At 50.5% G+C, this 21,824-nt stretch carries 21 protein-coding genes; 18 read left to right on the forward strand and 3 right to left on the reverse strand.

The window, feature by feature from the left end; genetic code table 11:
- Window positions 1–362: 362 nt before the first annotated feature.
- The 5 genes from purH (at window position 363) to ilvA (ending at window position 7,110) form a co-directional block, all read left to right on the forward strand.
- A complete protein-coding gene (gene purH, locus NST07_RS03290; RefSeq protein ID WP_342481032.1) occupies window positions 363–1,910 on the forward strand; it encodes a bifunctional phosphoribosylaminoimidazolecarboxamide formyltransferase/IMP cyclohydrolase in 1,548 nt (515 codons plus the stop codon).
- Window positions 1,911–1,934: 24 nt separating this feature from the next.
- Complete coding sequence (gene purD / locus NST07_RS03295; protein WP_342481033.1) at window positions 1,935–3,200, forward strand: phosphoribosylamine--glycine ligase; 1,266 nt, start codon at window positions 1,935–1,937, stop codon at window positions 3,198–3,200.
- Between the two features lie 288 nt (window positions 3,201–3,488).
- Window positions 3,489–4,802, forward strand: coding sequence for an SEC-C metal-binding domain-containing protein (locus NST07_RS03300; protein WP_342481034.1), 1,314 nt, complete (start codon window positions 3,489–3,491; stop codon window positions 4,800–4,802).
- 132 nt (window positions 4,803–4,934) lie between these two features.
- Entirely contained in the window at window positions 4,935–5,180 is a 246-nt protein-coding gene (locus NST07_RS03305; RefSeq protein WP_341089688.1) for an aspartyl-phosphate phosphatase Spo0E family protein, read from the forward strand.
- 667 nt (window positions 5,181–5,847) lie between these two features.
- Window positions 5,848–7,110, forward strand: coding sequence for a threonine ammonia-lyase IlvA (gene ilvA, locus NST07_RS03310; protein ID WP_341089689.1), 1,263 nt, complete (start codon window positions 5,848–5,850; stop codon window positions 7,108–7,110).
- Between the two features lie 79 nt (window positions 7,111–7,189).
- Here the strand turns inward: ilvA and NST07_RS03315 are convergent, their stop codons facing one another.
- Both NST07_RS03315 and NST07_RS03320 read right to left on the reverse strand, forming a co-directional pair.
- On the reverse strand, window positions 7,190–8,134 hold the full coding sequence (locus NST07_RS03315) for a hypothetical protein (protein WP_342481035.1): 945 nt from the start codon (window positions 8,132–8,134) through the stop codon (window positions 7,190–7,192).
- Window positions 8,135–8,173: 39 nt separating this feature from the next.
- Entirely contained in the window at window positions 8,174–8,836 is a 663-nt protein-coding gene (locus NST07_RS03320; protein ID WP_341089692.1) for a DUF1129 family protein, read from the reverse strand.
- A 191-nt stretch (window positions 8,837–9,027) separates the two neighbouring features.
- On the opposite strand from NST07_RS03320, the gene NST07_RS03325 reads away from it, so the two are divergent.
- From NST07_RS03325 to NST07_RS03365, 9 genes are all read left to right on the forward strand, one after another.
- On the forward strand, window positions 9,028–9,228 hold the full coding sequence (locus tag NST07_RS03325) for a hypothetical protein (RefSeq protein WP_341089694.1): 201 nt from the start codon (window positions 9,028–9,030) through the stop codon (window positions 9,226–9,228).
- A 189-nt stretch (window positions 9,229–9,417) separates the two neighbouring features.
- Window positions 9,418–10,248, forward strand: a complete 831-nt coding sequence (locus tag NST07_RS03330) for an alpha/beta fold hydrolase (RefSeq protein ID WP_341089696.1) — start codon at window positions 9,418–9,420, stop codon at window positions 10,246–10,248.
- 85 nt (window positions 10,249–10,333) lie between these two features.
- Window positions 10,334–11,110: a class III extradiol ring-cleavage dioxygenase gene (locus NST07_RS03335; RefSeq protein ID WP_341089697.1), complete on the forward strand. Its 777-nt coding sequence runs from the start codon at window positions 10,334–10,336 to the stop codon at window positions 11,108–11,110.
- Between the two features lie 193 nt (window positions 11,111–11,303).
- Complete coding sequence (locus NST07_RS03340) at window positions 11,304–12,404, forward strand: DUF3048 domain-containing protein (RefSeq protein ID WP_341089698.1); 1,101 nt, start codon at window positions 11,304–11,306, stop codon at window positions 12,402–12,404.
- Between the two features lie 205 nt (window positions 12,405–12,609).
- Window positions 12,610–13,227: a DUF47 family protein gene (locus NST07_RS03345; RefSeq protein WP_038585709.1), complete on the forward strand. Its 618-nt coding sequence runs from the start codon at window positions 12,610–12,612 to the stop codon at window positions 13,225–13,227.
- A 13-nt stretch (window positions 13,228–13,240) separates the two neighbouring features.
- On the forward strand, window positions 13,241–14,230 hold the full coding sequence (locus tag NST07_RS03350) for an inorganic phosphate transporter (protein ID WP_038585711.1): 990 nt from the start codon (window positions 13,241–13,243) through the stop codon (window positions 14,228–14,230).
- 362 nt (window positions 14,231–14,592) lie between these two features.
- Entirely contained in the window at window positions 14,593–15,321 is a 729-nt protein-coding gene (locus NST07_RS03355; protein WP_038585714.1) for an amino acid ABC transporter ATP-binding protein, read from the forward strand.
- A gap of 32 nt (window positions 15,322–15,353) precedes the next feature.
- Window positions 15,354–16,223 carry a glutamate ABC transporter substrate-binding protein gene (locus NST07_RS03360; RefSeq protein ID WP_342481036.1) on the forward strand — a complete coding sequence of 290 codons (870 nt, stop codon included), beginning with the start codon at window positions 15,354–15,356 and terminating at the stop codon, window positions 16,221–16,223.
- A gap of 166 nt (window positions 16,224–16,389) precedes the next feature.
- Complete coding sequence (locus tag NST07_RS03365) at window positions 16,390–17,040, forward strand: amino acid ABC transporter permease (RefSeq protein WP_038585717.1); 651 nt, start codon at window positions 16,390–16,392, stop codon at window positions 17,038–17,040.
- Between the two features lie 508 nt (window positions 17,041–17,548).
- On the opposite strand, the gene NST07_RS03370 is transcribed toward NST07_RS03365, so the two are convergent.
- Complete coding sequence (locus tag NST07_RS03370) at window positions 17,549–17,683, reverse strand: hypothetical protein (protein ID WP_342481037.1); 135 nt, start codon at window positions 17,681–17,683, stop codon at window positions 17,549–17,551.
- Between the two features lie 42 nt (window positions 17,684–17,725).
- Between NST07_RS03370 and NST07_RS03375 the strand changes: the two genes are divergently transcribed.
- The 4 genes from NST07_RS03375 (at window position 17,726) to corA (ending at window position 21,815) form a co-directional block, all read left to right on the forward strand.
- Window positions 17,726–18,376 (forward strand): amino acid ABC transporter permease, encoded by a 651-nt coding sequence (locus tag NST07_RS03375; RefSeq protein ID WP_341089702.1) that lies wholly within the window; start codon window positions 17,726–17,728, stop codon window positions 18,374–18,376.
- Between the two features lie 87 nt (window positions 18,377–18,463).
- The gene (locus NST07_RS03380) at window positions 18,464–19,759 is read left to right on the forward strand and encodes an ATP-binding protein (RefSeq protein ID WP_341377241.1); all 1,296 of its coding nucleotides are present in this window, start codon (window positions 18,464–18,466) and stop codon (window positions 19,757–19,759) included.
- 3 nt (window positions 19,760–19,762) lie between these two features.
- Window positions 19,763–20,665, forward strand: a complete 903-nt coding sequence (locus NST07_RS03385; protein ID WP_342481038.1) for a response regulator — start codon at window positions 19,763–19,765, stop codon at window positions 20,663–20,665.
- A gap of 190 nt (window positions 20,666–20,855) precedes the next feature.
- The gene (corA, locus tag NST07_RS03390) at window positions 20,856–21,815 is read left to right on the forward strand and encodes a magnesium/cobalt transporter CorA (protein WP_341089705.1); all 960 of its coding nucleotides are present in this window, start codon (window positions 20,856–20,858) and stop codon (window positions 21,813–21,815) included.
- Window positions 21,816–21,824 lie beyond the last annotated feature (9 nt).

Here is a 21,824-nt window from a genome sequence, read left to right on the forward strand (position 1 = left end):
AGGACAGGGAGCTTGCCATAAATGAAGTCATCCTGTGTCGCATACTATGGACATGAGCTGCGATTCCGCAGAAATTTTTAGAACAGCATTGTGTAGCACGTCTATAGCGTTAAATACTGGCGGATTGCGCGGTGCGCTGAGCTTTTTATCGACAAAGGTTAATCTCTGCGGTCACTTCCGATATTTCTCGGGAAATATTGCACAAGCGGGCAAAGGGTGTCGGAGAGTGATGGAATGCCTGATTTATACCTTAGGAAGAATGCTGTAAGCTGCTGAAATTTCAGTGATTTGGCAAGGCTGGTTTATTCGTTAACCATTCAAACACAACTAATCGAGCATCATCCGGAGGAGGACTATTCAAAGTGAGTATCAAAAGAGCGCTGGTCAGCGTATCGGATAAACAGGGCATCGTGGATTTTTGCCGCGAGTTGTCTGCATTGGGCGTAGAAATCATCTCCACAGGCGGCACTAGCACACTTTTGGCTAAAGAAGGTGTACCAGTCATCGGTATTTCCGATGTCACTGGGTTCCCGGAAATTATGGACGGACGCGTCAAAACGCTGCATCCCGCCGTACACAGCGGCCTGCTGGCTGTTCGTGACAACGAGGAGCATACGCGTCAGATGACCGAGCTTGGGCTGGACTACATTGATCTGGTCGTGGTGAACCTGTATCCGTTCGCGGAGACGATCGCCAAGCCGGATGTATCGTACGAGGAAGCTATCGAGAACATCGATATCGGCGGACCGACGATGCTGCGTTCGGCGGCGAAGAACCATGCTTTTGTCAGTGTGGTGGTGGACGCGGCCGATTATGCAGGTGTGCTTGATGAGGTACGCGCAGGCGGAGATACGACCCTTGAGACCCGCAAACGTCTTGCGGCAAAAGTGTTCCGCCATACGGCGGCTTACGATGCCCTGATTGCCGATTATTTGGCTAATGTGACCGGTGAACCGCTGCCGGAGCGCTATACGGTGACTTACGAGAAGATTCAGGATCTGCGTTACGGGGAGAACCCGCATCAGAAGGCGGCGTTCTACCGCAAGCCGCTCGCTGCGCAGGATACGCTGACGGCTGCTGAGCAGCTGCACGGCAAAGAGCTGTCCTACAACAACATTAACGATGCCAATGCGGCGCTGCAAATCGTCAAAGAATTCGAAGAGCCGGCGGTTGTGGCCGTTAAGCATATGAATCCATGCGGCGTGGGCGTAGGCGCAAGTGTATACGAGGCTTACCAAAAAGCCTACAATGCTGATCCAACCTCCATTTTCGGCGGGATTGTGGCTGCGAACCGTATTATTGATGCGGATACCGCTAACCTGCTGAAGGATATTTTCCTGGAGATCGTACTGGCACCGGGCTTCACAGAAGAAGCGCTGGAGATCCTTACGAAGAAGAAGAACATCCGCCTGCTCAAAATCGGCAGCTTAAGCACGGCCTCTGCACGCAAGAGCAACTTTGTCGTTACCTCCATTGAAGGCGGTATGGTGGTGCAGGAGAGCGATGTGCACTCCGTGAATCCGGAAGAGCTTCAAGTGGTCACTACCCGCAAGCCAACCGAAGAAGAGCTCAAGCAGCTGCTGTTCGGCTGGAAAGTGGTTAAGCATGTGAAGTCCAATGCGATTGTACTGGCGGCCGATGATATGACTGTTGGTGTAGGTGCCGGACAAATGAACCGTGTCGGAGCGGCCAAAATTGCCATTGAACAGGCCGGAGAGAAGTCCAAGGGCGCTGTACTGGCTTCGGATGCCTTTTTCCCGATGGGCGATACGCTGGAAATGGCTGCGAAGGCTGGAATTACCGCAGTCATTCAACCGGGCGGCTCGATCAAGGATGAGGAATCCATCAAGGTTGCGAATGCATATGGAATTGCCATGGTCTTCACCGGCGTCCGCCATTTCAAACACTAGAAGCCCGGGGAGGATTTCGTTTATATGGATATTTTAGTGGTTGGCGGCGGGGGCCGGGAGCATGCGATCATCTGGAGTCTATCCCAAAGCCCCAAGGCCGGTAAAATCTACTGTGCACCCGGCAATGCCGGGATCGCGTTGCTTGCCGAATGTGTGCCGATCGGCGTGTTCGAATTCGACAGGCTGACTGCTTTTGCCAAAGAGCGTGAGGTTGGTCTTGTAGTTATCGGACCGGATGATCCGCTCGCGGCAGGTATCGTTGATGTCTTTGAAGCGCAGAATATTCCTGTGTTCGGCCCGCGCAAGAATGCAGCTGAAATCGAAGGCAGCAAAACGTTCATGAAGGACCTGCTGCACAAATACAGCATTCCGACAGCAGCTTATGAGAAGTTCAGCGGTTATGAAGCGGCGCTTGCTTATTTGCACGGACAGGAGCTGCCGATCGTCATCAAGGCCGACGGCCTGGCTGCGGGCAAAGGCGTTACCGTAGCTTATTCGCGTGAAGAAGCCGAGCGGGCGCTGCGTGATATTATGGTGGACAAGGTATTTGGGGAAGCCGGTGCGCAGGTAGTCATCGAAGAATTCCTTGCCGGGCAGGAAATGTCGATTCTTGCATTTGTTGACGGTGAAACGGTGCGGCCAATGGCGGCGGCGCAGGATCACAAGCCGATATTCGACGGCGACAAAGGACCGAACACCGGCGGAATGGGCACGTATTCACCTCTGCCGCACATCGCTGAGGATATTATCCGCGAGGCGGTGGAGACAATCATCGAGCCAACAGCCAAAGCCATGGTGGCCGAAGGCCGCCCTTTTAGCGGCGTACTGTTTGCCGGGCTGATGATTTCACCGGATGGCAAGCTGAAAACGATTGAGTTCAATGCCCGCTTCGGCGATCCCGAGACCCAGGTCGTACTGCCTAGGCTGAAGAGTGATCTGCTGGAGATTTTTCTGGCTGTCACTGAGGGCAGGCTGGCGGATATTGAGATTCAGTGGAGCGATGAAGCGGCTGTATGCGTAGTGCTGGCTTCGGAGGGTTATCCGGGTCCTTATCCTAAAGATGTGCCTATCTCCGGTCTGGAGAGCAGCCAGGACGCGCTGATCTTCCATGCCGGAACGGCACGCGGTGAAGATGGAAGCTGGGTTACGAATGGCGGACGGGTGCTTGGTGTTGTCGGCAGGGGCGCGAGTATTGCGGATGCCCGTGCGGCCGCATATGCCAGTGCAGAAACAATATCTTTCCAGGGAAAGCAGAGCCGCAGTGACATCGCCATGAAGGCGCTCATCTGAGGATAAAGGACTGCAGCCTAGCAAATTTTTACGCTATTAGTCCCAAAAAAGGACTGACAAGTGATAGAAGAAGTGCTATAATACAATTCGTACGGGGGAAAATGTGCGGATATATACAGATAAAGGGTCTTTCCTTTCATGGAAAGGCCTTTTTTAAATTAGGTTTTTGGAGTGCCCGTGAAGTTCCCGTAATATAGAATACGTCTTGCCGGGAAATGATACTTATAGTGCAAAAGTAGCGATGCGCTTATGTGTATGGCTAGTCACAGATTTAAGGGGGAATTATTTTTGAGTAAGGTTGGAAGAAATGACTTGTGCCCATGTGGAAGCGGGAAAAAATATAAAAGATGCTGTCTTGGTAAAGAAACCTCAGCGGTTGAATCCATACTTCGGCTCGTAACAACGGAGGAGGCGGCAGCCCGTGAGGCTGCAGTAACTGAATCTGTCATCAGCCCTGAGGCTTTGGAGCCTGTCCTTCGCCCAGAGAGCAAGCTAACCCTGACCAAGCTGAAAAAGATGGTAACACGCGAGCTGAAATGGGAGCATCCGGCCCACGAGCAGCTGGCGATGCAGCTTATCGAAAGCATGAGGAACCAGTACGAGCGGGAGCTGATTTTTGAAGCATTAGTGCTTTGGAACGGCTTCTCCCGCCAGACTAAACCTGCTGTGAAGAAAATGGGCTCCTTCTGTGCCGCGATCGAGTATTTGCTGTCCGAGGAGTACGGCTTTATGATTTCGCAGGCGGAACTTGCAACCAAATATGAGGTTACTGCGGCTACGATTTCCCGCAAGGTTAAGGAATTGCTTAACTACGTGGAGGAATACGGTATGGGCGGCGAGTCTGACGAGCTGCTAGTACTGAACGGTCCGGGTACTCCTAAGGAGAAAGCACAGGCTCTTCTGTATCAGGCAGCTTCAGCCACTTCTACTAAACGGCGGATTCAACTGGCTGAAGCTGCACTTGAATTGTATCCGGACAATTCCGACGCTTATCTTATTCTGGCTGAGGAATCGGAGAATGAGCAGGAGGCGCGTGCCTACCTCAAAGCGGGAATTGCTGCGGGTGAGCGTGAGCTGGGTGAGCTGTATTTTAGCCAAAATAAAGGATACTTCTGGGGCCTGCATGAAACCCGTCCATACATCCGCGTCTGCAAGAGCTATGCCGAGTCTTGCTGGTTCAGTGGCAACGCGGAAGAAGCGGCGCAGATGCTGGAACGCATCATGGAGCTTAATCCGGAAGACAATACCGGTGCGCGGTATTTGCTGGCCGCTGCGTACTTGTACACCAACCGGTTGAATGATGCAGAACGTGTGCTGAAGAAATATGGCAAGGACGATGCAGCGGCCGCGTTTGCTTATGACCGGATTGTCCTTGAATACAAGAAGACCGGAATTACTTCCCAGCTCAAGATGCTGTACCGTGTGGCGCGTGGCGTGAACAAGCATGTTCCGGATTATTTACTGGGCGTGAAGCGGCTGCCGCATAACCTGCCGGATTTTGTAGGCTTGGGAGATTCTAATGAAGCGATTGAATATGTCATCATGCACTCCCGTTTATGGGCCAGCATGCCGGACCTGCTCAAGTGGATGCTGAAACAATAGTTCATCATATGATGTATACCGGACACAGCCGCTCAGGCTGTGTTTTTTTAGTTTCTATGGGAATTCTCTGAAAAAAATTTTCACTGGAAAAAGAAATACTCTTCTAAAATACTTAAATGAGGAGGGATAAGAGTGAAGGAAGCGGAATGTTTGAAACAACGCATTGAACAAGCCCGGTATAAGCTGAATAAGTTGGAAAATCAATATACTCTGGGCCATCCCGCCGTGCTCCATCAATCAATGGTGCTCGACGAACTTATAAATGAATACAACAGGAGTTCTGACACGCGTTCAGCCATGAAATCGTTCCATAGCAACAATGAACCTGTAAACGAGGAGCTTTGGCCTACCCACTCCCTGCGTCTCCGGTTTGTCTGAACACAGAAGGATTGATAGTTAAAAGTTATACAAACTTGCGTGGTTGCGGCAAATCGTTTGCACAATCTTCGAAGTATCATCTGGTGCCGCAACTGCAATCCTCTCCCAGCGCTAAGCTTTAAGAATATTATCGGATCACCTCCCTCTTCACTCACTATTTAATCCCCTTACTGATATAAATACTGACATAAAAACCAATTATATCCATGATATCAGCATAAATAGGGTCGAATTACGCATTTTTACATAAAAATGTGGTTTTTATTATGCTGTTTTGTGAAAATACGGTGACATGTACACAGTTTTTTCACAACTGTAGTAAAACGTTAAAGGGACAAAGGGATTTTTAGAAATAGGTCGAAAACAAGGGAACATTCATAGAGAGAGTATTGTCGGCCCTATTTTATGGAAGGCGGGGAGTCCTGTGGAACTAAGAAAAAATAAGGAAGAGAAGATCAAGAACGGGCAGCCGCCTGAGCTTAAGGTTCTACACTTAAGATGACAAACGGCTATAGTGAAATCCGTACACTTAACCCGATTAAGGACAACAACAAGAACCTAGGTATTCATGTGTTGCCCGGAGAGGACAATGCTTGATAAAATGTCCTTGGAAGAGTATGTTACAAGAAGCAAATAGATTAGATAGAGACAGTGAGGCGAGGAATTGATGAGAGAAGGCGAAAACCGGATCGTAGGAATGGAAGATATTGTGCGGGCACACCATGTGCTGCGGGAGGTTATCGTCCGTACACCGCTGCAGTTGGATGCGGTGTTGTCGGCCAAATACGGCTGCAATGTGTATTTGAAACGTGAGGACTTGCAGATTGTCCGTTCTTTCAAGATTCGCGGCGCGTACAATATGATTCGCAGCTTGTCTGCGGAGGATAGAAGCAAGGGAATCGTCTGTGCCAGCGCGGGAAACCATGCGCAGGGCGTGGCGTATTCCTGCAAAGCACTAGGCATTAAGGGCAAGATCTATATGCCAACCACCACCCCTAACCAGAAGATCAAACAGGTCCGGAAGTTCGGCGGTGAATATGTTGAGGTTATCCTAAAGGGGGATACCTTCGATGATGCGTATGACGAAGCCTTGCAGGCTTGTATTGATCACGGGATGACACTGATCCATCCCTTCGATGAACCACGTATTATCGCCGGCAACGGGACGGTTGCCATGGAGATTATGGAAAGTCTGGACAAGCCGGCGGACTTCATGTTCGTTACCATTGGCGGGGGCGGTCTGGCTGCGGGTGTAGCCACCTACGTGAAGACTGTAAGCCCGAATACCAAGGTGATTGGTGTAGAGCCGACTGGTGCGGCTTCCATGAGTGAAGCCATGAACAACGGGGCTGTAGTGACCCTTGAAGAAATCAATAAGTTTGTGGACGGCGCAGCCGTGAAGCGTGTCGGCGGACTTACCTATGATATCTGCTCCCGGCATCTGGATGACGTTATTAAGGTGCCGGAGGGCAAGGCATGCACGACGATTCTGGAGCTGTACAACGAAAATGCTATTGTCGTTGAACCGGCAGGCTCACTGCCCATGGCTGCACTTGATCAGTACCGTGATCAAATCCGCGGCAAGACGGTGGTCTGCATCGTGAGCGGCGGCAATAATGACATTGACCGGATGCAGGAAATTAAAGAACGGTCATTGATTTATGAAGGTCTGAAGCATTACTTTATGGTCAACTTTCCGCAGCGGGCCGGTGCATTGCGTGAGTTCCTGGCCGAGGTGCTTGGGCCTAACGATGATATTACACGGTTCGAGTATACGAAGAAGAATGACAAAGAGAACGGCCCGGCGCTGGTCGGCATCGAGCTTCTGAACACAGATGACTACGCTCCGCTGATCGAACGGATGCAGCAGAAGGGTCTTGATTATACCGAGATCAACAAGGATCCCAATCTGTTTAATATGCTGATTTAAGCAGGGAAACACGGTATACCGGTTATCTATAGAAAATGCCCGCCCCCGAAACAGCAGGGGGCGGGCATTTTTGCATAGCTCAGGAGAGGGGGACTTCTGTCTTCAGATACTGCTGGACACCTTCATCAAGCTTATAGCCATTCTCCTTCAACAGTTTCATAAGGCCATCCAGCTTCTGGAGAAATTGACTGCTGCCGTTGTGTTTGGCCAGTATGCTGCTATAGGCTTTCTGGGCTTCCAGATCCATCTCCAGATTGTCATAGTGGAAGAGCGGCGTATTGTTCTGGCCATAGAAAGTATCGCCAACATACATGGAATACAGCGTCTTAACTGCCGCGATCCGGTTCGATTTGGGGTAGGACAGGGTGAACTCTTCCTGGGACAGCGCCCGGGCAACAACATCGGTCCAGGAAATCACAAGGCCGTTGTCCTTGGATGAAGGCAGCTCCGATTCGATGGCCATAATCGTAATATAATCGCGGATGTCATCCGTAACATACATTTTATATCTGCGGTAGGTTGAATAATCGATGATTGGAAAAAAAGTCCCTTCCGCATTCTCCAGCTTGTAGCCGCTCTCTCCGGCGCTCTTCAGCAGGCTGCGCAAGGCAGCATCCTCCGTACTCTCGGCAAGCTTGGCCATGCTGCTGCCCTCTTTGTAGATGGAGGCGAGTTTACGCTGGATTTCGTTGCTGCTGAATTTGCTCTCCCAGGATTGCAGCAGCGATTTTTGCAGATTCTCCAGCCTCAGGGTCATTAATGCCGCCTGGTAGGGGGTGACCGAGTAAATATTGCTGTTCAGGTAGCTTATCCCCTGATGAAGCGTGCTGGAAGATTTCAGCAGCGACAAGGTCGTTTTATAGACCGCCTCGGCATGTTGCTTCTTGGCGGCTTCAGTTACCACCGATTTGGAGGCTCCGGCAGATGCGGCGGCTGATCCTTCCGCCTGCACGGATGCAGCGAAGCCCGGCTGGATTCCCAGTACTGCAGCAATAACCGCGGTTAGTATGATGTGCTTCTTCATGGAAGTTCCTCCTGTTTGGTCGGAAGTAGAATAAGAAATCTATGATCTGAAGAATATAAGTTTTAGTCCAAGCCCTCCGCCCATACACAGAATCAGGCTCACCCAGGGGGAGATGGAGATGACCGGAAACAATTTTTCGAGGAATGTCCCGGCAAATACGGCGATGATGACGATAACGACATAGACGCCCAGCCCTTTAAGATCAAAGGGTTTAGGTTTGGGTGCATCGCTTTCGGACAGGGAAGACAGCCATTTCATAAGCAGTTCAATGATAACCACGGACCCTGCGCCTACGAGGAGAATCGTAAACAGGCTGATCTGGCTGAATATGCCTGCTGACCCGGTGATCCATAATAGGATGAGCCCGGCAATCGCGAGTACAGCGAACAGACTCGTCAGAGATGCCCAGGATATCATCAAATAATAGTTCCACTGGCTGCGCACAGGCCGTTCTGGAATGCTGTCTATAATCTCCCGGAAATAATCTCCCGGATGCTCTCCGAATATTTGCTTGGCATCTTTGCCTTTACTCTGTTCCCGCAGCATTAGGTTTGCTGCTTCAAGCAGCAGTTCCTCCGCGCGGACAGCTTCTACCCGGCTGCTCCGCAGCTCCAGAATCATATCCTCCATATAAGAGCGGTTAGAGGGTGTCATCTGCTCGCGCAGAACGTTATTTTGTTTAATCATAGCTTTGACTTTCATAGTATGGATGTAAACCTCCAGTAGTCTTGATCGGGATCGCCTATAACCTAGAGTATACGGTTGGGCGGCTGTTGTGTGCAAGGACATCCATTTTGCCTGTCCCGTGAATAATCCTTTTGGAAGAGTGAACACTGATAATGAAGTTTGAAGTTGCTTCACCAAATACAGCTTATAGGAAGGCGGGCAGCGTTATGGCGCATGAGAAAAAAGAAGAATCAGGCAAATTCATGGGTGACGGCTTCGCGCCTGCGCAGGCTAATGAAGTGGGCGATTGGGGCAATTCCGACGGCTTCAGCCTGTGGGACGCAGCGGGGCAGGACCAGGATAACGGCCTGGAGGATTGGGAAGGCAGAAGGGAAACCCATGATATGTTTTACGACAGCTACGATTGAGTGAGTTTTGCGGGCAGGGCCTCTTTTGTTCCTTTGGGAGCGGAAGGGGCCTTTTCGATCATTAATGATTTCCGCTGGCTTCTTGTTGACAATAATAACGTAAACCGTATAATAAAGATACAAATCACACTAAGTCAATCGGAATTATTATACTTTGGAATAGCTTTACTTTTAGAGGAGGATAAGGCCATGGAACGGAACATTATTATCCGGCATAACCAGGAGGAGCTCACAGCAAGCATACATTATCCATCGCGTGAAAAGGGGAGCAGCGGCCGCTGCAAGGACCGTGTGCCTCTGGCGGTTATTTGCCATGGTTTTGTAGGCAGCCGGATCGGCGTTGACCGGATCTTTGTCAAGGCTGCCCGTGAATTGGCGCAGGACGGATATATGGTGATCCGCTTTGATTATGCGGGATGCGGAGAGAGCACCGGGAATTACGGCAGCGAGGATATGGAATCCATGATTGCCCAGACCCGGGCTGTGCTTGATTACGGGATCGGTTCTGCAGATGTGGATCCGCAGCGCGTTACGCTTATCGGACACAGTCTAGGCGGTGCCGTAGCTCTCTTGACCGGAGTCCGCGACCGGAGGGTGAAGAATCTGGTCCTGTGGTCTGCCGTCGGCTATCCTTTCAATGATATCGTAAAGATTGTAGGAAGGGAAGCTTATGACCGGTCGGTGAAGGGCGGGTCGTCCGATTACGCCGGATATACGTTTACTCCGGTATATTTCAACTCGCTGGCTGCTTTCCAGCCTTTTCAGGAGGCCGGCAAGTTCAGTGGAGATGTGCTCGTTATTCATGGAACCTCCGACGATGTCATTCCGGTTGATTACGCCTTCCTTTATCAGAAGCTGTTCTGGACCCGGCCGGAGGGACGCTGCGACAAGGAGATCATTTTTCAGGGAGACCATACCTTTTCCTCAGGCCCGGCGCAGGAGCAGGTGCTGAAACGGACCCGGGAGTGGATGAACCAGCAGGAGCATCTGCAGCAGGAATGGCAGAACTGGATGATATAGGTGATATGTAGCATTAGCAATAACTGTGATTTAGCGGTAAAATAAAGGGGCACACCATATACTGGGTTATGGAGGTTGGCACCCTATGAAATTACCGGCATTTTTTATTGCGCACGGTTCTCCGCTCCTCGCTCTGGAGGATAATGAGTACACCCGTTTCCTGGAGCGGCTTGGTCAGGATCTGGGGAAGCTCCGCGGTATTGTAGTTTTCTCCGCGCATTGGGATAGCCCTGAGCAGCTAATTACCGTGGACGCACAGCATGAGACGCAGCACGATTTCTATGGATTTCCGGAAGAAATGTATTCGCTGACCTATCCTGCCCCGGGTGATCCCGCACTCAGCAACCGTATTTCCGAGCTCTTCAAGGAGAATAATCTCGCCCATCAGCCTGTTCTGGGGCGCGGCCTTGATCATGGCGTATGGGTGATCCTGAAGAAGATGTTCCCGCAGGCCGATATTCCGGTAGTGGCTTTATCTGTCGATTCTTTGCGCTCTCCCGAGGAGCAGTATACTATCGGGCGCATGCTGGCTCCGCTGCGTGATGAGGGAATACTGCTGATCGGAAGCGGAGGATTAGTCCACAATCTGCGGCTGCTCAAGCAGGATGACACACCCGAGCAATGGGCGCTCGATTTCGATGAGTGGGTTGCCAAGGGACTTGCGGCATGGGATCTGCCGTCTTTGTTCGCGTACGAGAAGCAGGCACCGCATGTGCGCGAAGCGGTTCCGTCTTATGGAAGGGAACATTTTGTTCCGCTCTTCTATATTATGGGCACCGCAGATGAAGGCAAGCGGGCACAACTGATGATTCAGGCGTATCAATACGGAACGCTCAGTCTGAACTGCTGGATGGTAGACTAGGGCAAATTCATACAATAAACATAGGATACAGCTGGTAACGGGCTGTATCCTTTTTATTTTGCAGGTGAAGAAGGCAGTGTGCAAGACAAATCTGCTAGCCTATGATTAAATGGAGGAAACGCGAAGCGGGTTTTGTACGAAGTGATTTCAAAGAAGTAAAGCTCACAAAACTTTTAGGAGGAACAACAAGTTTATGACCATGAACCGCTATTCTTCCCGTCTCATATCCGGTCTTATGCTTACTGCACTACTGCTCTCCGCCTGCGGAACACCAAGCGCGGAGAATCTGCCTGCCCCGTCCCCGTCGCCTACACTGTCTCCGGTGCCAACAGCTTCCATAGAGCCGTCGCCGACAACCGACCCGGCTAACACCGGGCAGTTGTCCGGATTGACCGGGCTTCCGGTGCAAGGGGAGCTGCTGAGGCCCTTGGCTGTAATGATCAATAATGCACCCGCTGCCCGGCCGCAGTCCGGTATCAGCGAAGCGGACATGCTGTACGAAGTGTTGGCCGAAGGCGGAATTACCCGGCTGATCGGGATCTTCCAGAGTCATACCGGAGTCGTCAAAATCGGACCTATCCGCAGTATCCGCCCTTATCTGATCGATATCGGTGAGAGTTATGGGGCGGTCACGGTACATGCCGGCGGCAGTCCTGCTGCTTATGCGATTCTTCAAGGTCAGAAGAAGGAGGATATGGATGAGATCGGCCGGGCCGGTGCCTATTTCTGGCGGGACAAGGAGCGCAAAGCTCCGCATAACCTCTACAGCAATGCAGCCAAGCTGCGGGAGGGTGCCGGAAAGCTGGGGTATGCCGAGAAAGCGCAGGTTCCCGGGTATCCCTTCACTGATCCGGATTTCTTGCCGACTGAAGGTGAGGCTGCTGTGGAGTTGAATGTTAACTTTCTGCTGACGAGTTATAACGTAGGTTATAAATATAATCCCGAGACGCGGACCTACCTGCGCTGGGTGAACGGGAAGCCGCATTTGGATCTGAATAATGCCAGTCCTGTGGAAGCGGCGAATGTCATGGTGATAGGATCGGACCATAAGGTGCTGGATGATGTCGGCAGACTGCAGATTGATGTGGAGCTGGGCGGCGAAGCCCTGCTGTTTCAGCGCGGGCAGGTGATCAAAGGCAAATGGTCACGCAAGCCGGACGATGTGATCCGGTTTGTGAAGAGTGACGGGACAGAAGCGCTGATGTATCCAGGCGTCACACATATTCTGATCGTCCCTAATGCGCCAGCCTTCAGCAGCCATGTGAACTATACAGCGGTTCCAAGTACAACGTGATTCCAAACCTGAAAAATGGCTGTTCAGAGAATTATTTCTGTTATTACTGGGAATTGTTAATATAGTGTAAAAAAGTTCGTTCTTTTTACTTCTATCCCTTCTATTGATATGATAAGATAACAAGGGTTGTCATTCATTTTCATGCTGTTTACATATGAGTGGCTTCAAGTTTTCACGGCAATTTTATGTAAAGGGGTTTAAACTAATGAAGTTTAAAAAGAAGGACATTTTCTTTGAGACGCTGGAAAATATGGCTGACACCATTGTCCAGGCTGCAGACTACTTCGCTCAGAATATTACAACTCTCCAGGAGAATGTCGAAAACTTCGCTGCGGTGATGAAGAAGTACGAATCCCAATGCGATACTTACACGCACACTGTCATTAAAGAGTTGAACAAGACGTTCATCACGCCGCTGGAACGCGACGACATTATGGACTTAATTACCAGTATGGACGATGTCATTGACGGCCTGGAAGCTTCGGCCTCGCGTTTCTATATGTATAACCTGCTGGACCCTGATGAATATATCGTTCAATTCGCGGAAATTCTGCGCCAATCTGCCTATGAAATCCAAAAAGCCGTTCATTTGCTGTCCCAGAAGAAACTCCTGGCGATTCGTGAGTATACCATTCGCCTGAATGATCTGGAGAATCAAGGGGATGAAGTGCTTCGCATTTGCACCAAAGCCTTATTCGAGACCGTAAAAGACCCGATTGAGCTGATCAAGCGCAAAGAACTGTATGAGCGGTTGGAGACGACCACGGATAAATGTGAAGACGTAGCCAACATGCTGGAATCGATCATCATGCGTAACTCATAAGGGGCTCTGAAATATGGAAACATCATTATTTATGCTAGGTTTTGTTATATTTCTCGCGCTTGCGTTCGATTTCATCAATGGCTTCCATGATACAGCCAACGCAATCGCCACCTCCGTCTCCACACGTGCGCTAAAGCCGCGTACCGCTATCATTATGGCGGCGTCGATGAACTTTGTAGGGGCTCTGATGTTTACAGGAGTAGCCAAGAAGATCGGCGGCAGCATTACCGACCCTACCTTGCTAGATAACGGGATTGATATTGTTATAGCTACCCTGATAGCCGCGATTATCTGGAATCTGGTTACCTGGTGGCTGGGGATTCCTTCTTCTTCTTCACATGCACTTATCGGGGCATTGGCAGGTGCTGTATATGTAGGGGCCGGTACGGACCACATCAAATGGAGCGGTTTTGTTGAGATTGTGGAAGGTTTGATTTTCTCCCCGCTCATTGCCTTTGTCATTGGTTATATTGTTATGACGATACTGAAATGGATCTTCGCCAAACGCAGTCCGCACACGGTGAATAAAGGCTTCCGCTCGATGCAGATCATTACAGCGGCGCTGCAATCCTTCACGCACGGCACGAATGATGCCCAGAAGGCGATGGGGATTATCACCTTTGCGCTCGTGACCTCAGGACGTTTGGAGACTATGGAAGTTCCGCTGTGGGTTAAGATTGCTGCAGCCACATCAATGGCACTCGGAACGTCGATTGGCGGCTGGAAGATCATTAAAACGATGGGAACCAAGATTTTCAAAATCGAGCCGATTAACGGCTTTGCAGCGGATATATCCGCAGCTTCTGTTATTTTCTCGGCCACGCTGATGCATTTGCCGGTAAGTTCAACGCATGCCATTACATCCTCTATTCTTGGTGTAGGCTCTGCCAAACGCTTCTCCGCTGTGAAGTGGGGAGTTGCCGGACGGATTATCGTCACCTGGTTTATTACAATTCCGATCAGTGCAGTGCTGGCGGGAGTGATCTTCACAATTTTCTTCTAGAGCACGGGTATGAAGATGTCACGGAAGCCACGGATGGCTGCGGACATCTTTTTTTGTTGTCTTGTTAGATGAATGGAATAGGATCAGAGCGGAGACACCGAAAGGTGTCTTTTTATATTTCAAGAGAGGAATGTCACAAAAAGTAACGCGATCCCGATAAAATACATTAATCAGAGGTAAAAGAAAAGGAAATATATCACGTTTAAAAAAGAAAATGACATGAAAAATTTGTGATTCGCGTAGTATTATGTAGGATTTCGTAGTCTTTGAAGTAAGGTGTGTTTTAAGTGTTACCATAGCTGACAGAGAACGGTTCGAAGATTGTTCAAGAACTTAAAAAACGTGGCAAAGGAGGCCTGTCGTTGATCGACTTTCATCAAGTAGACAAACATTACGGACATTTTCATGTACTGAAAGCAATCGACCTGCATGTTCAGGAAGGGGAAGTAGTTGTCGTAGTCGGTCCTTCCGGCTCCGGAAAAAGCACAATGCTGCGCTGCATTAACCGGCTGGAGACGATTACGAGCGGCGGATTGACCGTGGACGGGATAACTGTAAATGAACGCAAGACGGATATCAATAAGCTGCGCAAAGAAATTGGAATGGTGTTTCAGCATTTCAACCTGTATCCGCATAAAAAGGTGATCGACAATATTACACTGGCACCGATCAAGGTGCTGGGGCTTTCCAAGGCGGAAGCGGAGAAGACAGCGATGTATTACCTGGAAAAGGTAGGGATTGCCGATAAAGCTCTGGCTTATCCGTCCCAGTTGTCAGGCGGCCAGCAGCAACGCGTGGCGATTGCCCGGGGACTGGCGATGAAGCCGAAAATAATGCTTTTTGACGAACCAACATCCGCGCTGGATCCGGAAATGGTGGGTGAGGTGCTGGACGTGATGCGGACGCTGGCCCGTGAAGGCATGACGATGGTTGTGGTCACCCATGAGATGGGGTTTGCCCGCGAGGTTGCGGACCGGGTTATTTTCATGGATCAGGGACAAATCGTAGAGGAAGCGGAGCCGGAGCAGTTCTTCGCCAGCCCGCAGGAAGAGCGGACACGCACATTTCTCAGCCGTGTATTAAGTCATTAACCAAATAGACAGCCATAAGGGGAGGAAGAGAAATGAAAATGTCCAAAAGCTTCAAACGGTTAAGTGTGCTGATGATCGCTGCCTTATTCGTAATTGCCGGCTGTGGCAACAACAATGCGGGCAGTAATAATGCGAGCAGTAATAATGCGGCCGGCGGCAGCAATGCTGCAGGGGGATCTACGGATTCCAAAGCCATTGCCAAGATTAAGGAACGCGGCAAGCTGCTGGTAGGTGTGAAATACGATACGAGACTCTTCGGACTGAAAGATCCGGGATCGGGCAACGTGGAGGGCTTCGACATCGACATTTCCAAAGCCATAGCCAAGCATATCCTCGGTGACGAGAACGCAATTGAACTGAAGGAAGTAACCTCCAAGACACGGATTCCAATGCTGAACAATGGTGAGATCGATATGGTTGTCGCTACCATGACCATCACCGAAGAGCGCAAGAAGGAGGTTGACTTCTCCGACGTTTATTTCCAAGCTGGACAATCGCTGCTAGTAAAGAAGGGCAGTGCGATCACTGGTCTTGAGGATGTAACGAAGGATACCAAGATACTCGGCTCCAAGGGTGCAACCTCGATCAAAAACATTAAAGAGAAGGTTCCGGGTGTAACTGTACTGGAATTTGATAACTACCAGGATGCGTTCAGTGCCCTAAAGGCCGGTCAAGGGGACGCGCTAACAACAGATGATGCTATCCTGTATGGCATGGCTTCGCAGGACCCGGGCTTCGAGGTTGTAGGCGAACCGTTCACCGACGAACCTTACGGCATTGCTGTACAGAAGGGCAACACCGATGTAGTTCAAGCCATTAATGATACCTTGGACGGACTGAAAGCAAGCGGTGACTATGCTGCCATCTATACGAAGTGGATCGGTAAAGCTCCGACAAGATAAGACTGGCCAGGGCATTATTAACATCATGCTCTACATTCACCCTCGGTCCTTGCATGAACGGTAGCCGTCCTTTAAAGGGCGGCTCTGCCGTTTCTGCTTGTAAGATCAAATGGATGACGAACGGGGCAAGTGAGCAAGTATCTTTAGGCAAGGGTAGGTGAGATCCATGGATTTTACGATATTAACCGATTATTTCGGCCAGTATATGGAGGGCTTCAAGGGCACTTTACTCTCCAGCGTACTCGCTCTCCTCGGCAGCTTTCTGGTGGGGACAGTAATCGCCGTCTTCCGCATTACATCGGTGAAGGGGCTGCGCTGGTTCGGAACGGGCTACGTCGAGTTTATCCGTAATATTCCGCTATTGCTCGTGGTGTATATTTTCTATTACGGTCCTTCTGCACTGGGATTCACACTTGATGGCTTCAAGGCAGGAACCATCGGCCTGGCCGTATACACCTCAGCCTTTATCGCCGAGGCGATCCGCGCGGGAATCATGGCTGTTCCCAAAGGACAAATGGAGGCCGCACGTTCGTCCGGACTCAGCTACATACAGACTATGCTGCATGTCATTCTCCCGCAGGCGATTAAGCTGGTCATCCCGCCGCTTGGCAACCAGTTTATTAACCTGATTAAGAACTCCTCGGTGCTGACCATCGTCGCCGGTCTTGATTTGATGTATTTTGCGGATAGCATCTCAACTGAAACATACCGCACATTCGATACCTACATCTTCGTAGCGCTGTTCTATCTCGTATTGACTCTTCCGCTCAGCTATGGCGTGCGGGTATGGGAGCGCCGTCTGCAGCGCAATTACTAGAATAGGATGTTAGTAATTAACAGTCCGCGAAGCGGCTGTAAGGTTTGCGGTTTAGGGTTAAGGTTTTACAGTCCGTGAAGCGGCTGTAAGGTTTGCGGTTTAGGGTTAAGGTTTTACAGTCCGTGAAGGGGTTGTAAGGTTTGCGGTTTAAAGTTTAAGGTTCGTAAGGATGAGAGAAGGCCGGGACAACAGGTCTTCGATCAATAGCTCGCGATCTTAGCTTTGCTTGGGGAAGCTTTGAATTCCAGTTGATCAGCAGGAATGAATGGAGAGAGGGTTTGGCGCTGAGGGGGCGGAAGCGATAGCGCCCGCCTGGAAGCCTAAGCTATACCGGATAAATAATGATGAAGATAAGCAGGCCATAGAGAAGGTGAAAGTAACGGAGGGGAATTTTGGAACTGGAGGAGCGTCAGCGTCCGCCTTTATGTTTGGATTTCTACCGCAGCCAGCGGTTCAAATCAGGAAATCCAAACATAACAGCGGCCGGAGGTCCAAACATTCACCGCAGTTACCCGTCACCGGCTCGAACCAAGCCCGCATCTTTAGAATCTATGTCTCCAGCATAGCCCAGCCTCCAGCCAGCTACCGCATCACGTTCCCTGCTCCAAACCCTACGGACAATCATCCGTCCGTATATCAACATTTCAACACTTCCCATGCAAAGCACCTAAGGAGGGTTACTATTTTGGATTTTACCGGCGCATACTCCATTGATAACTTAAAATTTCTGCTGGATGGGCTGTATATTACGCTCATCGTGGCTTTTGTATCGATCATCCTGAGCTTTGTCATTGGCTGTATTATGGGAGTGATCCGTTATTCGGAAATACCGGTATTGTCGCCGGTAATGTTCATACTGGTGGAGCTGATCCGTAATCTGCCGCTGCTGCTGATTATTTTCTTCATCCGCTTTGCGCTGCCGGAGGTGGGGATTAAGCTGGGATTGATCACGGCAGCTATTGCCGCATTAACGATATTTGAAGCTGCAATGATTGCAGAAATTGTGCGCGGCGGATTAACCTCGATTGACAAGGGGCAAATTGAAGCGGCGCGCTCCTCCGGTCTCAGCAACTTCCAGACCTTGTGGCATATAGTGCTGCCTCAAGGATTGCGGCGCATGGTTCCGCCTCTGGTAAGCCAATTCATCTCACTGCTAAAAGATACCTCGCTCGCAGTTGTGATCTCTTTGCCGGAGCTGATGCATAACGCCGGGATTGTCATCGGGCACGGTTACAGCTATGCAATTCCTACGTTGCTGCTCGTAGCACTGATTTATTTTGTAGTCAATTTCCTGCTGTCGATCCTCTCGCGAAGATTGGAGAATAAAGTGGTCTGACGGACAGGAATCGTGTACTTTAGCGTAGGAAAGCAGGGGCGGTTATGGTAGTATAAATGTCAACATCTTTGGCAGGAGCAGTGGGCGATGGGACATTTCATACTGAAATCCAAATATGCGCAGATTATCATAGTAGCCGCCGGGACGGCATTGGCCGGTGAATTCAAAATAAATCCGTTTGATGGCGACATCTTCCGGATTGCAATGGGCAGCAGTGCGTTTCTGCTGTTTTTGCTTTTAATGAGGCGGCTGCCTTACATTAGTACAGGTATTGCCACAGGCATTGTGGTGCTGCTGTTTCGTACCGGATTGGATGCTGCGGGAGGCGCTGAGCTGAGCTTTGTGCAGAGTGTAACCAGCCATTTCTCGGCAATGGTCTATTATATCGTCTTCGCAATATTGATGCATTTGCTTAAGAGCCGGCTGGATACCTTCCATCCGCTTGTGCTCGGCGGTGTTGCGTCGCTTATTGATCTGGTATCGAATGAAATGGAACTGCTGACCCGGCTGCTTGTGCTGGACTCGTCCTCTTTCCGGCTGAATGAATGGACTTATCTGATGGTTATTGCTGTCATTCGCACGTATTTTACGACCGGAGTGTACAGCAGCATTTCCGTCAGCCAGCTGCGAATCGCGCAAAGAGAACAGAAGCAGAGGATTGAGCAAATGCTCGGATTCGGTTCGGGCCTCTACGGTGAAGTGTTTTATCTGAAAAAGTCGATCGGAACACTGGAGAGTGTTACCTTGAGCAGTTATGACCTATATCGGAATCTTAAGGCCGGTGAGGAGCATCAGTTATACAGCCGCCAGGTGCTGGATATTACCCAGCAGATTCATGAGGTGAAGAAGGATACCCAGCGGATTCTGGCCGGTCTGGTGAAGCTGGTGGAGCGCGAGGTTACCGGGGACATGCGTCTATCCGGCATCCTGAGTTTTACCGTGAAGAGCAATGCCAAATACGCCGAAATGCTGGGTAAGAGTATCAGTTTCAGTACCCATATTTCCCAGGACTCCGATTATACCACCGCAAGCTACATTCCACTGCTTACCCTGCTGAACAATCTCACCGCCAATGCGGTTGAGGTTATAAAAGGAAGAGGTAGCGTATCCCTAGATATCTATGAGAAAGCCGGGTCTACGATCCTCACCGTAACTGACAGCGGCGGCGGAATTATGGAACGTGATCGTGAGCTGCTGTTCGAGCCCGGGTTCACAACGAAATTTGATGAAGAGGGCATTGCTGCTACGGGAATCGGACTTTCGCATGTGCGGGATATTGTTGATGCATTTGAGGGCGAGATTACGGTTCATAAGGCCTCCCATACCGGAGGGGCGATGTTTCAGATTATTTTGCCGACGGCAAAGCTGCGGAAGGAGGAATAAAGGATGCCGCTTTCTTTCTGTATAGTGGATGACGATGCGGCCGCCAGAAGAATGCTGCAGCATATCATTGAGGATAGCGGGCTTGGCGAAGTGGCGGGTACGGCGGAATGCGGGCAGGACGGGGTGCGGCTGATCTTAAGTGAATGTCCGGACATCGTGCTCATGGATCTGCTCATGCCGGATCAGGATGGGATCGAGACGATCATCTCGCTGCAAGCCCAAGGCTGCCGCTCCAAATTCGTGATGATCTCGCAGATTGAAAACAGTGACATGGTAGGCCGCGCTTACCGCAGCGGAATCGAGTTCTTCATCCGTAAACCGATCAATAAGATCGAAGTGGAGGCCGTGCTGTATAAGGTGAACGAGCGTTATGCGATTAACCGCTATCTGGATGAGATCAAATCTAGCCTTGGCAAGCTGGAGGGACTGCAGCTCGGACTGCCGCCGGTGCAGGTCAGCAAACGTTCCGTACGGGAGATCATTCAGCCGATTTTGATGAATATGGGCATGGTGTCGGAAAGCGGAAGCCGCGATATTATCACGATGATGGAGCTGGCCGCAACGCACAGTAACCGCGGAAGCCTGCCACCGCTTAAGGAACTCTACGAAATGGCTGCAGCCAGCTATAAAACCGTTCCCGCCGAAGCAGCGAAAGAGGTTAAAGCAATTGAACAGCGATTGCGCCGCGCGTTGTCTGCCGGACTGACGAATCTGGCCTCCATTGGACTGACGGATTACGGGAACCCCAAGTTCGAATATTACGCGCCGCTTTATTTTGATTTTGAGGAGGTGCGGCTGAAGATGAGGGAGATCGAGCAGGGCCGGGATTCCGGCAAGGTTAAGGTGAACATCAAGAAATTTCTGCAAGTGCTGCATCTGGAACTGCTGGACGGCATGGGCCGCTAAGGTGCAACTATAGATGTAGGGATAATAGGACCTCCGGAACTGCTGTACAGCAGGCTGGCGGTTATTTTTTTCGCGGATATGTAAGTGAGGTAGGCTTCACACCAATATTTGGGGTGGAGATGCTTCATGCGGTACAATGGTAACATGAAGTTGCTGCAAGGCGTAAGTAGGAACAAACGGAGGATTCATTATGATACGTACATTAGTAATAACACATCAGGGTGAAGTGCTGACTGGGCTGGCACTGCAAAATATAGTGATCGCTGATTATGCCTGGATCTGGGCGGATTTTGCTATGCCTACGGCGGCGGAGTCCCTGCTGCTGGACACCTATTTTCATTTTCATCCCTTGGCCATTGAGGATTGTATGCATATCTTGCAGCGGCCGAAGCTGGATTATTACGAGGATGTGCAGTTTTTTGTACTGCATGCGCTCAATGAGCGCACGCTGGCGGCGGAAGAGGTCGACCTGTTTCTGAGCAAAAACTTTCTCGTATCCTATCACCATCAGGAGAAGTCGGAGATGGATGAGGCCTGGGCTTCGGTGCAATCGGAGATTCACAGCCGCAAGGGCTGGTCGGGCGGTCCAATTGCGGCAGCCTACACCGTAATGGACAAGCTGGTCGATAAGTATTTTCCTAGCCTGTACAGCCTTGAAGATGAACTGGCCGATCTGGAAAGCAGCGGCGGCAGCGAGTCAGTGGAAGAGCTTATGAGCCAGGTCTTCAATGTGCGCGGACGGCTGCTTAAGCTGCGCCGGACGATTGTGCCGATGCGGGACCTGATGTACCGGATCGTCAATTCGCAGCATGTGCAGAGCAATGGAGAGGAACGGATTTATTTTGGCGATATCTATGATCATCTGTTGAAGCTGACCGATATGATCGAGGTGGACCGGGAAATGACCGCTGATCTGCGCGACAGCTATATTTCGCTTAACTCCAACCGGATGAATTCCATCATGAAGACCCTCACGGTAATCACTACCGTATTCATGCCGCTGACCCTGATTGCCGGGATATACGGGATGAACTTCCAGGTAATGCCGGAGCTCAACTGGACCTACGGTTACCCCTTGGTGCTGCTGCTCATGCTGGTACTCGGAGTGGGGATGTTCAGATGGTTCCGGCGGAGCGGCTGGTTTAAGTAAAGGAAAGCG

The organism is Paenibacillus sp. FSL L8-0340 (assembly GCF_038593145.1).
Classification (GTDB): Bacteria; Bacillota; Bacilli; order Paenibacillales; family Paenibacillaceae; genus Paenibacillus_AQ.

Coding starts and splice junctions, on each gene's coding strand:
- NST07_RS03345 (WP_038585709.1), top strand. CDS start 12,610: ATGAAGTTTAAAAAGAAGGACATTTTCTTTGAGACGCTGGAAAATATG.
- NST07_RS03330 (WP_341089696.1), top strand. CDS start 9,418: ATGGAACGGAACATTATTATCCGGCATAACCAGGAGGAGCTCACAGCA.
- NST07_RS03320 (WP_341089692.1), bottom strand. CDS start 8,836: ATGAAAGTCAAAGCTATGATTAAACAAAATAACGTTCTGCGCGAGCAG.
- NST07_RS03380 (WP_341377241.1), top strand. CDS start 18,464: ATGGGACATTTCATACTGAAATCCAAATATGCGCAGATTATCATAGTA.
- NST07_RS03335 (WP_341089697.1), top strand. CDS start 10,334: ATGAAATTACCGGCATTTTTTATTGCGCACGGTTCTCCGCTCCTCGCT.
- NST07_RS03370 (WP_342481037.1), bottom strand. CDS start 17,683: ATGTTGATATACGGACGGATGATTGTCCGTAGGGTTTGGAGCAGGGAA.
- NST07_RS03315 (WP_342481035.1), bottom strand. CDS start 8,134: ATGAAGAAGCACATCATACTAACCGCGGTTATTGCTGCAGTACTGGGA.
- NST07_RS03365 (WP_038585717.1), top strand. CDS start 16,390: ATGGATTTTACGATATTAACCGATTATTTCGGCCAGTATATGGAGGGC.
- ilvA (WP_341089689.1), top strand. CDS start 5,848: ATGAGAGAAGGCGAAAACCGGATCGTAGGAATGGAAGATATTGTGCGG.
- NST07_RS03350 (WP_038585711.1), top strand. CDS start 13,241: ATGGAAACATCATTATTTATGCTAGGTTTTGTTATATTTCTCGCGCTT.
- NST07_RS03385 (WP_342481038.1), top strand. CDS start 19,763: ATGCCGCTTTCTTTCTGTATAGTGGATGACGATGCGGCCGCCAGAAGA.
- corA (WP_341089705.1), top strand. CDS start 20,856: ATGATACGTACATTAGTAATAACACATCAGGGTGAAGTGCTGACTGGG.
- purD (WP_342481033.1), top strand. CDS start 1,935: ATGGATATTTTAGTGGTTGGCGGCGGGGGCCGGGAGCATGCGATCATC.
- NST07_RS03360 (WP_342481036.1), top strand. CDS start 15,354: ATGAAAATGTCCAAAAGCTTCAAACGGTTAAGTGTGCTGATGATCGCT.
- NST07_RS03325 (WP_341089694.1), top strand. CDS start 9,028: ATGGCGCATGAGAAAAAAGAAGAATCAGGCAAATTCATGGGTGACGGC.
- NST07_RS03340 (WP_341089698.1), top strand. CDS start 11,304: ATGACCATGAACCGCTATTCTTCCCGTCTCATATCCGGTCTTATGCTT.